This window comes from Thermococcus kodakarensis KOD1 (assembly GCF_000009965.1).
Classification (GTDB): Archaea; Methanobacteriota_B; Thermococci; order Thermococcales; family Thermococcaceae; genus Thermococcus; species Thermococcus kodakarensis.
Genome location: NC_006624.1, coordinates 271,318 through 283,401, shown reverse-complemented (window position 1 = coordinate 283,401; position 12,084 = coordinate 271,318). Strand labels below are relative to the sequence as shown.

Below are 12,084 nucleotides of genomic sequence, written 5' to 3'. Positions count from 1 at the left end.
ATTGAACCTCGAAATAAGAGTCGCAACCCTGGATGATGTTAAGGGAATAGTTGATGTTCACACTGCTGGGGAAGAGCTCTCGGGATTTTCCGTTCGTGAAAGATACCTCCGCGGCGGCCCCTGGATGAGCGTAGAAACGTGCGCCGTCCACATCAATGCCCTCCTTCTTGAGGGTCAGTACCCCATAGTAGCCGAGCTGGACGGGAGGATCGTTGGTGAGGCGGAGGTCTTTCTCTCGGAAGAGCAGATAAACGGGGAGATGATGAGAATAGCCCACCTGGATGTCATAGAGGTTCACCCCGACTTTAGAGGAAAAGGAATCGGCAGGGCGATTATCGAGTACATTGAGGGCAGCTTCGCAGGAAAAGCGGAGCTCCTAACAACCCAGCCGGACGAGGAAGCAATTGGATTTTACAGGAAGCTAGGCTTCCACGAAGTTCTCTACGAGAACTGGCTTGTGGAAGTCCCCACTGCCAAATCCAGCGGGGACAATGTTCGGCCCCTTAAGTTTTTTCCCTGGGAGAAGGTGAAAGGCCTTGAACTGGTCGCCGGCAGATTTCAGAGTTCCTATGACATGTGGTTCTCAAGCTTTAAAGACATCTTCGCTGGAGTACACGAGCTCGCGGAAGCTGGGAAGGTAGGCAACTCCTACTACGTCCTGAAGCCTTTGCCAGGTAGGCCTAGAAAGGCAAGCCTCTTCCTCTGGGGAGATGAGAAAGACATCCCCGGAGCGATAGGACGGGCTGGAGAGATAGGGTTTAAGAGTGTCCTGACGGTGCTAGACGAGAAGACAGCCAACGCTTTAAGCACGGAAAAGAAAGGAAAGGTACCGATAATAGCGAAGCGGCTTTAGTTTTTTCAGCCTCTAAAACCATTTGAGTTAAAAACCGCAAAAAACTTCCAGAAGCCTAGAGAAATTAAAAAGAAGTTCAGTCCCTCTGGCAGAGCTCCAGGAGGACACCGGTGACGGACTTCGGGTGGACGAAGGCTATCTTGGCCCCGCCAGCTCCGATCCTCGGCTTCTCGTCTATGAGGCGGTAGCCGGCTTCCTTCAGCTTTTCGAGGTGCTCCTCGATGTTGTCAACGCCGAGGGCTATGTGGTGTATCCCTTCACCGCGCTTCTCAATGAACTTGGCTATCGGAGAGTCCTCCGAAGTGGCCTCAAGAAGCTCAATCCTGCTCTCCCCAACGTGGATTATGGCCGTCCTGACCTTCTGGTCGGGAACTTCCTCGATCTCATCAACCTTAAGCCCAAGGCCCTCCCAGACTTTTATGGCCTCCTCAAGGTTCTTAACGGCAATACCAACATGGTCAATCTTCTTTATCATACCTTCACCCCCAGTGCCTTTTCAATAACCTGATCCGCGGCAGAGTACGGGTCAATCTCTCTCTTAACAACCCGTTCAATCAGTGTGGAGATTTCATCCTCGGAGAGCTTTTTGCCAACGGTTCTCGCTATCCTGTCCGACACAATTGTTTTTATCTCCTCTTCTGCCCTGAAGCGCCTCTTCTTCTCAAGCTCGCCGCTCTTCTCAAGAAAAGCCTTGTGGTCGTTTATTGCCTTCCAGAGGTCGCGGATGCCCCTCATCGTGGTAGCGACGGTCTCGACTATCGGCGGCCGCCAGCCACGCTTCTCCCAGCGTTCCTTTTCGAGGTCGAGCATCAGGTTAAGCTCGAAGTAGGTGGCGTCGGCCCCCTCCTTGTCGGCCTTGTTGATGACGAAGATGTCTGCTATCTCCATGAGACCGGCCTTTATTGCCTGGATGTCATCCCCGAGGCCGGGAACGGTGACAAGGACAACCGTATCTGCTGTTTTTACGATGTCAACTTCTATCTGTCCGACTCCGACGGTTTCAACGAAGATCACGTCACAGCCGTAGGCGTCGAGGACCTTTATCGCGTCGTTGGTGGCCTTGGCCAGTCCACCCAGAGAACCCCTCGTTGCCATGCTCCTTATGAAGACTCCCGGATCAGTTGAGTGCCTCTGCATCCGTATCCTGTCCCCAAGGAGGGCACCGCCTGTGAAGGGAGAAGTCGGGTCTATCGCTATAACGCCTACGACTTTACCCTCTTCCCTGGCCACCCTGATCAGCTTGTCGAGTAGTGTTGACTTTCCTGCCCCCGGTGGCCCGGTTATTCCGACTATGTAGGCTTTTCCGGTGTATGGATAAATCTTCGAGACGATCTCCCGGGCCTTTTCCTCGTCGTTCTCGACGAGGGTTATAAGCCTCGCGGCGGCCCTCTTGTCTCCCTTGAGCATCCTCTCAATAAGCCCGTCTATCATCTTCACCACGCTGGATTAATCATCCAGAAAAGATAAAAAGTTATGCGTTCTCCCTGAACTTCTTGAGCTTTGGCACGTTCTCGTCTATGAACTTGATTATCTCGCTTATCGGGCTTCCCGGGCCGAAGACCTTGGCGACACCCATCTTCTCGAGCTGCTCGGCGTCGTCGGGCGGGATTATACCCCCAGCGAGCACGAGAATGTCCTCGTTGGGCTTTATTCCCCTCTCCTCAAGAAGCTTGAGTATCTTCGGTATCAGGACCATGTGGGCCCCAGAAAGGATGCTTATACCAAGGACATCAACGTCTTCCTGGATAACGCTCTCGACTATCTGCTCCGGAGTCTGCCTGATGCCGGTGTAGATGACCTCAAAACCCGCATCCCTGAGGGCTCTGGCTATGACCTTTGCGCCCCTGTCGTGGCCGTCCAGACCCGGCTTGGCGATGAGAACCCTAACCTTTGAGCGTTCGACCATGAGCACCACCGTCCTAACTTAGGCGCAGGCCTATTTAAACCTTTGTCAAACTTCAAGGTCTTCCTTTACTTTGGATATTTTGTCCAGAAGCGTTTTAAAGCCCGAGTGCATTTACCATGAACATGCTCGAATTCCCGCACGATACCCACACGCACACCGTATATTCGGACGGGATTGGCTCGATAGCTGACAACATAGCCTCAGCCGAGGAAAAAGGTCTCAAACTTCTTGGAATAACCGACCACAGCCACTACGTAGTTGGCAAAACGTTCAACCGCTACATCAGGGAGATAAGGCGGTGGGGAAATGAGTCCGAGATAACGGTTCTCACTGGCATAGAGGGGAACATAACCCCCAACGGCGTCGACGTTCCTGATTTCGTTGCTGAAAAGCTCGATTACGTTATAGCTAGCGTCCACGAGTGGGTTGATACTCCAAATGAGTACCTCGACCTTGTGAAGCTCGCCCTGATGGATGAGAACGTGGACGTGATAGGCCACTTTGGGGCAAACTTCCCCTACGTCGGATTTCCCTCGGTGGAGGAACTTAATGAAGTCCTCGAGCTAGCTGAAGCCAAAGGAAAGGCTTTCGAGATAAGCTCCCGCTATCGCGTTCCCGAGCTGGATTTTATCCGGGAGTGCATAAAGAGGGGGATAAAGCTTACCTTCGCGAGCGACGCTCACTTTCCCGAGGGAGTTGGAAACGTGGGCTGGAGCGAAAAGGTCTTTAAGAAGGCTGGCGGAAAGAAAGAAGACCTCCTCTTCGAGGAGTTCCTCTGAGGGCGATGATGAGTTCAGGTCTCCCCGGCTGAAACGTGATGACCTGGACCCGTGCCTGAGCAGACATAACAATCTTCATATCTTCATACGGCAAAAAATTAATAAATCCAAAATATGATTTTTCAAACGCTGGTGGGAGTTTGCCGACCCTCCTGCCCGGGGGAGGGGCTTTCCTTGGCTCCTCCCTCTTTTGAACGTCTTATGCGCGGTTTAAAGAGCTTCTCGACATCTTCCTGCACTTCTTCGGCCCTTCCGCTCAACACGAGCTTCCCGTTCCCAATCACGACGACCCAGTCCACTACAGGCATCAATGGCTCCCAGATGTGGCTGATTATCACGAAGCTTCTCTTGCCTTTCATGCCCTCGATGACTTCGACGACTTTCTCCATGCTGTCGAAGTCAATGTTGGCCAGCGGCTCGTCGAGAAAAACCAGCTCTGGCTCCCCCACAAAGGCCTGAGCGAGTGAAATCCTCTTCAGCATCCCAGACGAGTACTCGCTTATCCTTTTGTCCAGGAAGGAGGTCGCATCGAAGAGCTCTGCAGCTTTAATTATGGACTCCTCACCAACTCCCCTGCTCTCTGCGAAGAACTTCAGCCACTCCCTTCCCGTCACGAACTGCGGAAACGCAGGAGGGTCATAGGCAACGCTGAAACGCTCCTTGACACTCCTGTTGTTCCACGGTCTCTCTCCGAACACGAGGATTTCTCCCGAGGTCGGCCTGTAAACGCCTGTGGCGAGCTTGAGGAACGTGCTCTTTCCGCCACCGTTGGGACCGAGAATGAGCGTTACACCTTCAAGAATCTCAACGGTAATCCCGTCAAGGGCCTTGATGCTCCTGAAGTGCTTTTTAAGGTCTCTGGCCTCTATTATGGTCTTCATCTCCCCCACCTCCAGATGATAAGGGCAAGGAGTAGCGCAAAAATTGACCCGCTAACGTAGAGGGCGTTCTGGACTTCTCTGGTCGGATAGTTTTTGACGAAGCGGAATGAACATGAGACCTCGTCGGTGTGGTTGTTGATGACCAGGTAGTCCCCTTCCCTTGGAAGAACGATCTGGTACCTCGCATGGCCGTAGACGGTGTGCCTGTCCACCAACTTCCCTGTGATGATGTCGTAGACCTCAACTATTCCGTTGCCGTTGCAGGAGACATTTACGAGCGAACTCGTGGGGGTGTAGATCGTAACCTGGCTCATGTCGGTTCGGTTTCCATCCTTTGATGTCGTGAGGAAGGCCGGCCCAGCGGAGCCTATCCTGCCCTCGTAGGAGCTGTAGACCCATAGTGAGCCGACGGTGAGCATCAGCATGGCCGCAAGGAGGGCCGCCCAGAACCTCATACGACATCCCTCCTTCTGATGAGAACCCACGAGAGGAGGAAGATCACTATTGGGACGACAATCCCCCACTCAAGGTAGGCGGCCTTGAACACATTGAAGTCGGTACTTCCACAGAGGTGTAAGGCGTTTATGAAGAGCGCTGGTGGCATGCTCGAGTTTCCGAGTATTTTGGGCGCGTATATGACTGCAAACCCTGCCATGAAGGCGAGGAAGGCGTTGGGGAAGGCAAGGGAAACCAGAGTGGCGACCGCTATTAGGTAGAGCACGAGGAAAGCAACGAGGAGCAGTGCATCGCTGAGGAATCTTGAGGTTATCTCCGGGAGGTAGCCGGCTATGCTGGCGTATGTTGTTATGGCAACGTAAGCGAAGGGCAGAAGGAGCATCAGGGACCCGTAGATTAACAACGAGATGAGCTTGATGCCGAATATTTCGTCGTTGGAGTACGGGAGGGAGTAGACAGACTTTGCAACGCCGCTGTCACGGTCATAGCGGAAGGTCAGCGCGCCGAGCAACAGTATCAGAAAACCTGCGAGGGTCCAGACGTCTTCGAGACTGAGCATGCCTTGAATGGACGTTGATACTCCACTGGCCTGGGAAGCTCCAAAGAGCTGTAGATCCGTTCCGGAGATGAAACCCATAGAATTGCTAACCCCCATTAGTTCCTGTTTCATTGACATTCCAACAAGCAGTATTCCAAAAAACAGCAGAACGACCTTTATCAGGTCGTTCATTTCCCATCTAAAAAGGGTGTAGAGCCTTCCCATTCAATCACCCCCTCTCTTGTCACTCGCCTTGATATTTAGCACGAGGCCTAGGCCCAGTAGTACGAGGGAAGCGTAAAAGAGATAGGCGGCTTTTGCTATTGGCTTGTTGAATGAGACCTCTCCTTTGACATTTTCTCTAGCAATTTTGAACGATCTAAGGACGAGACCACTGGCGTATGACTCTTCATGCTCGACCTCCATCTTATACTGACCGTATTCGTCTGTGAACTGAGCGTCCAAGATGCCGACTGCCCATAGATCAGGTCCATCGTTGTAAGTGGCGATTAGCTTTCCGTCGGATGCGTCGAAGGTGTATATTAGTGTCCCCATCAGAATTGAGAGGATGTTGTAGCCCTTCCCAAACGGCTGGGTGATGTTGAGAGCATAGGCCCCCGTCACTACGGTTTTTGTGGGGGGATAGAACTTGGTGTATCTTCCTTTTAGGACTCTCTCGTTGTCAATTCTGGCGTCTTGAATCTTTATGCTTATCGGGTATAAGCTGAAGCTGTTCCCCTTGTTTAACGGGTTCGCAGGGTCATCAAAAAGCATCGTGTGCCCGTAGTCCATATTTCCCTTTATGACATGGTAATCCTTCACGCGGATTAGGTACTCTCCACTGATGACAACTTTCTTCACATGGAATCGGTACCATTTCCAGTCTTCAAACCCCAAATCGTGGCTGTTTTCGACCTCGGTCTCTATTACCTCTGACTCGTTCCAGAATACGGGTGGCGATATATCCTTTGGGAGGGTCGTGCTTATGCTGACGTTGTAAAGGGTTACCTGTACGTTTGAGCGTATGTAATCCCTCTCCTTTTTGAGGCGGAACTCTACAATCGTGTCGTTGAACGTCCTCAGTATGTATAGAACCCCTGAATAATTGTAAACCATCAGCGAGGTCTGAATCCACTCCGGCCTGTCTCCCTGTGAAAGCCGGTACTGGATGTACGGCTCATATCTCATAGCGGCATACTCGATGTAAACTCCCGGTTTGGTCCAGTAGGGTGCTGCGGAGACTGCCGGAAGTGTAAGTATTAAAACCAAAGGGAAGGCTAAGAAGTCTCTTTTCACTTTTTCACTCTCCGTGAGCTTTTAATTCCCAGAACTGCCCCAACTAAGATTAGGGAACCGTAGAAAACATACTTGGCAGGCGTCCCTGGTTTAGGGAAAGGAACTTCTTCGGCCTTTTGAAACTGGGCGTTAGTATCGTAAAGTAGCAATGTGCCTGCCCATGTGAAACTGTTCTTTACAAACTGGTCGTAAGCCACATGCTCGTCCATGAACATTGCAAAGGGTATTCCTATTGCCGAAAGATCGGGAGAAATCATTACTGAGAGAGTTGTCGGAGCAAGCACGAGTCCAGTGGCAGGATCGTAACGTATACCTCCCCCTGTTGGACTTGTGAATTCTACAATGCCTTTTATTACAAGCGGGGGGCCCACCAGGGAGAGAGTGTCCACGGGAGGCCCGAATTCTCCGTAGTACGTTTTTAAAGCTTTGTCCATGGAGGAGATTCTGTTTACTCTCATCGTCCAGTTCAAGTCTGGGAGAACAAAGAAGGTCTCGTTTTCCTGGGGAGCTGTGCTCGGGTCGATGTCCACCCACAGGAAGGTGTGGCCGTAATAAGTTCCGTTCATGTCAAAGACGGCACCGTCGATTTCCCTTATCCTGTAAACTCTGATGATCCTAAGACTGCGAAGGTACACTTTGTAATAATCTGTCTCCGAGTCTATTGAGCTTGGAGAGGTCTCAATCTTTATAACCGCCCCATCGCCCCATATCGGAGTCAGATTTTTTCCCTTGGGGACGCTGACTCCCAGGGTTACGTTTCTCATCTCGATACGAACCCCTACCGTTAAGTAGCCGTTCTTTTCTTCCAGTACCCTGAACCTGACGTGGACATCATCGTAGACCCTGATTCGGTATAACGTGCCGTTGTGGATATAAGTAATGTATGCGGTTCTAATTAACTTTGGAGAAGTCCCCTGGGAAATCTTGTACTGGATGTACGGGTCGTACCGCATGGCCGCGTACTCTATGTAAACTCCAGGCTTGACCCAGTAGGGTGCTGCGCTCGATAGGGACAGGGGAAGCATAGCCAGCAGAAAAGCTGTTAGTAGAACGAAACCTTTTCTTTTTAGCGTCATTGGTATACCCTCCAAACGAAATAAAAAACAGACAGACATGTTAGAATTCAAATGCACAGCCATCCTGCAGAGGCTATGTCCTGTTCCACAAGATTATCCGTCGTGGGGTCCACAACGTTAGTCACGGACTCAATGCCATCTCTGTCGGGAATGTTGTAATGGTGAGAGATGTACCCGGCACTCCGACCGGCACTAGTAAGTCCGCCTCTTCCGATTCTGTGGGTTATCTTATAGTTAGTGTACGGGTGCTGCAAGTCGTACTTAACATGCACCTCTGCATAGGCCCAGCCATATCTTCCAGCATGTCTCTGATGCACTGAAGTGACTCTCCACTGAGTCGCTGCTGCGAACCCTGCTGTCACTACCAAGAGACCGAACAGCACGGCAACAAGCTTCTTCATGGCGCCGACCCTCCTGCCCGGGAGAGATTATACATTCTACCAGGCAGTATCATGAATACTAAACCCATATTTAAGTATTGCTTGGACTCTTAGTTAAAAAAAATGAAAAATAAATCGATCTATAACTGGATGGATAAAATATCCTTTACAGATAACTAGACATTCGCAAAGTTATATAATCCAGTTGTAAGAACTTTAATTTTTCAAAATCAATAATAGTGAAAGAATGCTATCAGACCCCAAATGGTTAACCGGCTAGCAGAGTCTTGAACCTCTTCGCGTCTTTGCACATGTCCGAGTTGTTGAAGAATACGAAGCTTTCACCCCTATTCCAGCCAATCACCCTCTCCCTGGCCTTTTGAAGCTCCTCGTCGCTGTAGGAGTGGCTGTATATTATTCTCCCGTTTTCATAGCGACCGTGCAGGCGGTAGTAGCTGACATCCCCCGTGTGAAGTGGAATCCTGACGAGCGGGTCTGTGACATCTATGACGTCGAACTCCCTCACGAAGCGCTTAATTCCCTTCTCGCTCCATCCCCTCAGCTCGACGGCTATCTCAAAGTTTCCCCTGTCTATCATCTCGAAGAACTTCTCCGCGTTGGCAAAGCTCTCATCACTCTCCCTGAAGCTCTTCGGTAGCTGGATGAGAATGAACCTTGCGCCAAGGGTTTCGGCCTCCTTCAGCGTTACCCTCCAGAAGTGAAGGACGTCGCTCGTTGGCCTGAGCAGACCCACGTCTTTTCCGGGTTTTACGTTGCTCCTCCTCCAGGTCGGGCTGTTCGCTGGATGGGTTACTCCCTGAAAGGCCTTTATCGAGAATGTGAAGCCCTCGGGAGCTTCTTTCCTCCAGCGCTCCAGCGTCTTCTCCTGGAGAATCCGGTAGAAAGTCTGCTGCACCTCGACTGCGTCAAAGTCTCTAAAGTACTTACTCCGAGCCTCACAGAAGCCGCAGGTTCCAACCTTTATCATGCCACCACCGAGAGCTTTTAGCGGAAAGGTCTAAAATACTATCGGGCCGATGAGGAGGGTGGGCACTCCCCGACCGGTGAGGCCTGGGGGGAGGATCTGAGGCCCGATGAAGAACTACTCCCGCCTGAAGTGTGATGAGCCACCTACCGGCGGAGGGCTTTTAACCACAGCATCCAACTTTTCTCCATGCCTAGGAGAATCCTCCTCGTGACTGGGAAGCTGGCAGAGCCGCTCGTGAGGAAGTACGGGAGAGGATGTGATGTTTTCGTAGCCCCTGTGAGCGTCGCCGCCTTCCTCACCCCTGAGCTGATCGTTAGATACCTGAAAAAAGCCGGGATAAAAAGCGAAGACTACGATTTTATCCTCATCCCTGGCCTTGTAAGGGGCTCTGCTCAAATCATCGAGGACGAACTTGGGATTCCGGCCTTCAAAGGGCCGAGGAACGCGATGGATCTGCCACAGGTTCTGAAGGCTCTTGAAGAGGGCTTCAAGCTCAGCAAGGAAGTTCCTGCAGATGACCTCTTTTCCTTCGATGCGCTTAAGAGAGTTGAGGACATCAGAAACAGGACGAAGAACAAGAACTATATTGAAGAGGCCCTGAAAAAGCCCTGGAACGCCCTCATCGGCAACCTTCCAGCGGGAAGGGACTTTCCCGCGAGGATTCTCGCTGAGGTAGTCGATGCCCCCACGCTCGGCGTTGAGAAAACCGTCGAGAGGGCCCTCTACTACCTCCGTGAAGGTGCGGACATAATTGACATCGGCATGGTTGCAGGGGAGAGGAACCTCGAGTTTGTAGACGCGATACCTGAAATCCGAGAAAAGCTGAAAGAGGCTGGTTTTGAAGCTCCCATCAGCTTTGACTCTCTCAACACGTCCGAAATCGAGGGGGCGCTTGACTACGCCGACCTCTTTTTGAGCGTCGATGAGAGCAACCTTGAGGCCCTTGTAACGGAAAAGCCCGTCGTTTTAATACCAACAAACCAAAGGGAGGGCTACTTCCCCACCAAGCCTGCTGAAAGGGTTAAGTACCTCGAAAAGCTCAAGGAGAAAGCCCTAGACCTCGGCTACAAAACTATCATCCCCGACCTGATTCTCGAACACGTTCCCCACCTAGCGCGCTCGGTTACGGCCTTCCAGCTCTACCGCGAGAGAAACCCGGACGATGTCCTCCTCGCGGGAGTTGGGAACGTGGTAGAACTCTACGACGCCGACAGCGTTGGAATGAACGCCCTTCTTGCGGGGATTGCAAAGGAGCTTTCCATAAACCTCCTCCTGACAACGGAGGTAAGCGCGAAGGCGAAGGGTTCGGTTAGGGAGCTGAAGCGTGCGGTAGACATGAACCTCTTCGACCTCCCAAAAGACCTTGGCTTCGACCTGCTAATCCTCAAGGAGAAGAAAGAAGCCGAGTGGCGCTTCGAGCCTGCCAATGAGGTTGTGGAGGCACAGAATAGACCCGTCGAGCTTGAGCCAGTTTACTTCCGTATCTGGGTGGAGAGAGGCAAGATATGGGTGAACGCCCATAAGGGAACCGAAGCTGTTCTTACAATAGTCGGCGATGAGCCGAACGCAATAATCGACACGGTTCTTGAGCGCTTCGAGATAAGCCCGAGGCACGCTTTCTACCTCGGCAGGGAGCTGGAGAGGGCTTACACGGCTTTAAAGCTGAGGAGGAGCTACGTCCAGGAGGTTAAGCTGTTTCGAGAGTTCTATACGGAATGAAAATAGCCCAAACCTTCGAACTCTAACAAAGTCCCCTATATCCCCCAGTTCAGGGCAAAGACAAAGGTTTGGTACGATTGAAAAAACTTCAAGTTCTAACCTTCTTCCTCAAGGTAGGGTATCCTCGGCTTCCTGAACTGCTCGTCCAGCTCGGCCCTCTTCGCCTTTATCTTCTCGTAGAGCTCCTTCACCCTCGGTTCATCGTACTTCTCTTTCAAAACAGTGAGGAGGCCCTCGGCAAAGCCAAGGATGGAGACTTTGATGAAGTCCTCCCCGCGCTTGCTCTCGAGCCCCCCGTTCATCCTCACGAAGGCATCAAGCCTTTCCAGAAGTCCCTCCTCACCGAGTTCATTCAAAAGCGCCTTAAGCTCCTCAACCTCTGGAATCTCAACCATTCCCCTCACCTCAGAGCTTTAAGTCGAAGAACTGGATAGTGTTCTTCTCGGTCACCTTCTCAACCTCTTCAAACTCCAGACCCTTTATCTCCGCTATCCTTCTCACCGCGTACTCCACGTTCCAAGGGTAGTTCTTCTCACCCTTGTAGGGGCTCATGTAAGGAGCGTCCGTTTCAACGACGATGCTTTCAAGAGGGAGCACTTCGGCGGCCTTTCTCACCTCTGGAATGAAGTCTATCCCCGTGTTTATCCCGATGATGTGGCCGTTCCCAACTATCTCCAGGGCAAGCTCCGCAGGCCCGCTGTAGGAGTGGAAGTAGGCTTTAACTCCAGCCCTCTGGATCGCTTCAAAAACCTCCCTCTCAGCATCCCTCGCGTGCAGGACGACGGGTTTGTCGAGTTCGACGGCAAGATTCAGGAAGTGGTGGAATATCTCCCGCTGGTTCTTCCTTTCTTCCTCGGTTTTAGCGTAGTAGAAGTCGAGGCCTATCTCCCCAACGGCCACTATCTCATCGGCGTGCTCACGTATGAACTCCTCGACCCTTTTAACTTTCTCCCAGTTGCCCCTCCTAGCTTCGTTGGGCGCGTAGCCGAGCGTTGGGAAGACGAAGCCAAAGTATGGCTCCAGCAGTTCCCAGCTCTTCCAGACGTGGAACTTCCTGTATTCAGTTATCGAGTCCACGACCGCCTTAAGGTGCTTTTTGCTCTCCTCGACCACCTCGCCTGCTCTCCCCTTGAACATCTCAATGTGGCAGTGGGCGTCTATCATCTTCTCTCCCGTTCCCAGAATCGCCCTCCACAGAAAAGCTTTTCTGTT

15 protein-coding genes are annotated in these 12,084 nt (G+C 51.8%); 3 read left to right on the top strand and 12 right to left on the bottom strand.

Annotated elements, in window-relative coordinates; genetic code table 11:
• The first annotated feature begins 1 nt into the window (after position 1).
• Positions 2-853, top strand: a complete 852-nt coding sequence (locus tag TK_RS01635; RefSeq protein ID WP_011249286.1) for a GNAT family N-acetyltransferase — start codon at positions 2-4, stop codon at positions 851-853.
• Between the two features lie 76 nt (positions 854-929).
• Here the strand turns inward: TK_RS01635 and mce are convergent, their stop codons facing one another.
• From mce to TK_RS01620, 3 genes are read right to left on the bottom strand one after another with little or no spacing between them, the layout of a single operon-like run.
• The gene (mce, locus tag TK_RS01630; protein WP_011249285.1) at positions 930-1,328 is read right to left on the bottom strand and encodes a methylmalonyl-CoA epimerase; all 399 of its coding nucleotides are present in this window, start codon (positions 1,326-1,328) and stop codon (positions 930-932) included.
• Complete coding sequence (gene meaB, locus TK_RS01625; RefSeq protein ID WP_011249284.1) at positions 1,325-2,284, bottom strand: methylmalonyl Co-A mutase-associated GTPase MeaB; 960 nt, start codon at positions 2,282-2,284, stop codon at positions 1,325-1,327. The genes mce and meaB overlap by 4 nt, the downstream gene beginning before the upstream one ends.
• A 40-nt stretch (positions 2,285-2,324) precedes the next feature.
• On the bottom strand, positions 2,325-2,759 hold the full coding sequence (locus tag TK_RS01620; RefSeq protein ID WP_011249283.1) for a cobalamin B12-binding domain-containing protein: 435 nt from the start codon (positions 2,757-2,759) through the stop codon (positions 2,325-2,327).
• A 122-nt stretch (positions 2,760-2,881) separates the two neighbouring features.
• Here TK_RS01620 and TK_RS01615 point away from each other — a divergent pair, with 122 nt between their 5' ends.
• Positions 2,882-3,538 carry a PHP domain-containing protein gene (locus TK_RS01615; RefSeq protein WP_011249282.1) on the top strand — a complete coding sequence of 219 codons (657 nt, stop codon included), beginning with the start codon at positions 2,882-2,884 and terminating at the stop codon, positions 3,536-3,538.
• Between the two features lie 122 nt (positions 3,539-3,660).
• Here the strand turns inward: TK_RS01615 and TK_RS01610 are convergent, their stop codons facing one another.
• From TK_RS01610 to TK_RS01580, 7 genes are all read right to left on the bottom strand, one after another.
• Positions 3,661-4,419, bottom strand: coding sequence for an ABC transporter ATP-binding protein (locus TK_RS01610; RefSeq protein ID WP_011249281.1), 759 nt, complete (start codon positions 4,417-4,419; stop codon positions 3,661-3,663).
• Entirely contained in the window at positions 4,416-4,874 is a 459-nt protein-coding gene (locus tag TK_RS01605; protein WP_011249280.1) for a hypothetical protein, read from the bottom strand. Before TK_RS01605 ends, TK_RS01610 begins: the two co-directional genes overlap by 4 nt.
• The gene (locus tag TK_RS01600; protein WP_011249279.1) at positions 4,871-5,638 is read right to left on the bottom strand and encodes a hypothetical protein; all 768 of its coding nucleotides are present in this window, start codon (positions 5,636-5,638) and stop codon (positions 4,871-4,873) included. The genes TK_RS01605 and TK_RS01600 overlap by 4 nt, the downstream gene beginning before the upstream one ends.
• The gene (locus tag TK_RS01595; RefSeq protein WP_011249278.1) at positions 5,639-6,709 is read right to left on the bottom strand and encodes a hypothetical protein; all 1,071 of its coding nucleotides are present in this window, start codon (positions 6,707-6,709) and stop codon (positions 5,639-5,641) included. It lies immediately after the preceding gene.
• The gene (locus tag TK_RS01590) at positions 6,706-7,785 is read right to left on the bottom strand and encodes a hypothetical protein (RefSeq protein WP_011249277.1); all 1,080 of its coding nucleotides are present in this window, start codon (positions 7,783-7,785) and stop codon (positions 6,706-6,708) included. Before TK_RS01590 ends, TK_RS01595 begins: the two co-directional genes overlap by 4 nt.
• 47 nt (positions 7,786-7,832) lie before the next feature.
• Complete coding sequence (locus TK_RS01585; RefSeq protein WP_011249276.1) at positions 7,833-8,186, bottom strand: hypothetical protein; 354 nt, start codon at positions 8,184-8,186, stop codon at positions 7,833-7,835.
• Positions 8,187-8,433: 247 nt separating this feature from the next.
• The gene (locus TK_RS01580) at positions 8,434-9,153 is read right to left on the bottom strand and encodes a DUF72 domain-containing protein (RefSeq protein WP_011249275.1); all 720 of its coding nucleotides are present in this window, start codon (positions 9,151-9,153) and stop codon (positions 8,434-8,436) included.
• Positions 9,154-9,339: 186 nt separating this feature from the next.
• Here TK_RS01580 and TK_RS01575 point away from each other — a divergent pair, with 186 nt between their 5' ends.
• Positions 9,340-10,872, top strand: a complete 1,533-nt coding sequence (locus TK_RS01575) for a dihydropteroate synthase-like protein (RefSeq protein ID WP_011249274.1) — start codon at positions 9,340-9,342, stop codon at positions 10,870-10,872.
• Between the two features lie 95 nt (positions 10,873-10,967).
• On the opposite strand, the gene TK_RS01570 is transcribed toward TK_RS01575, so the two are convergent.
• Positions 10,968-11,267 (bottom strand): DUF3216 domain-containing protein, encoded by a 300-nt coding sequence (locus tag TK_RS01570; protein ID WP_011249273.1) that lies wholly within the window; start codon positions 11,265-11,267, stop codon positions 10,968-10,970.
• A 10-nt stretch (positions 11,268-11,277) separates the two neighbouring features.
• Positions 11,278-12,036, bottom strand: coding sequence for a YchF/TatD family DNA exonuclease (locus TK_RS01565; protein ID WP_011249272.1), 759 nt, complete (start codon positions 12,034-12,036; stop codon positions 11,278-11,280).
• Positions 12,037-12,084: the final 48 nt, after the last annotated feature.

Bases quoted from the DNA above. Each gene is read 5' to 3' on its own strand.
- TK_RS01590 (WP_011249277.1), bottom strand. From the start codon at position 7,785: ATGACGCTAAAAAGAAAAGGTTTCGTTCTACTAACAGCTTTTCTGCTG.
- meaB (WP_011249284.1), bottom strand. From the start codon at position 2,284: ATGATAGACGGGCTTATTGAGAGGATGCTCAAGGGAGACAAGAGGGCC.
- TK_RS01565 (WP_011249272.1), bottom strand. From the start codon at position 12,036: ATGATAGACGCCCACTGCCACATTGAGATGTTCAAGGGGAGAGCAGGC.
- TK_RS01585 (WP_011249276.1), bottom strand. From the start codon at position 8,186: ATGAAGAAGCTTGTTGCCGTGCTGTTCGGTCTCTTGGTAGTGACAGCA.
- TK_RS01620 (WP_011249283.1), bottom strand. From the start codon at position 2,759: ATGGTCGAACGCTCAAAGGTTAGGGTTCTCATCGCCAAGCCGGGTCTG.
- TK_RS01605 (WP_011249280.1), bottom strand. From the start codon at position 4,874: ATGAGGTTCTGGGCGGCCCTCCTTGCGGCCATGCTGATGCTCACCGTC.
- TK_RS01610 (WP_011249281.1), bottom strand. From the start codon at position 4,419: ATGAAGACCATAATAGAGGCCAGAGACCTTAAAAAGCACTTCAGGAGC.
- TK_RS01570 (WP_011249273.1), bottom strand. From the start codon at position 11,267: ATGGTTGAGATTCCAGAGGTTGAGGAGCTTAAGGCGCTTTTGAATGAA.
- TK_RS01575 (WP_011249274.1), top strand. From the start codon at position 9,340: ATGCCTAGGAGAATCCTCCTCGTGACTGGGAAGCTGGCAGAGCCGCTC.
- TK_RS01615 (WP_011249282.1), top strand. From the start codon at position 2,882: ATGCTCGAATTCCCGCACGATACCCACACGCACACCGTATATTCGGAC.
- TK_RS01580 (WP_011249275.1), bottom strand. From the start codon at position 9,153: ATGATAAAGGTTGGAACCTGCGGCTTCTGTGAGGCTCGGAGTAAGTAC.
- mce (WP_011249285.1), bottom strand. From the start codon at position 1,328: ATGATAAAGAAGATTGACCATGTTGGTATTGCCGTTAAGAACCTTGAG.
- TK_RS01600 (WP_011249279.1), bottom strand. From the start codon at position 5,638: ATGGGAAGGCTCTACACCCTTTTTAGATGGGAAATGAACGACCTGATA.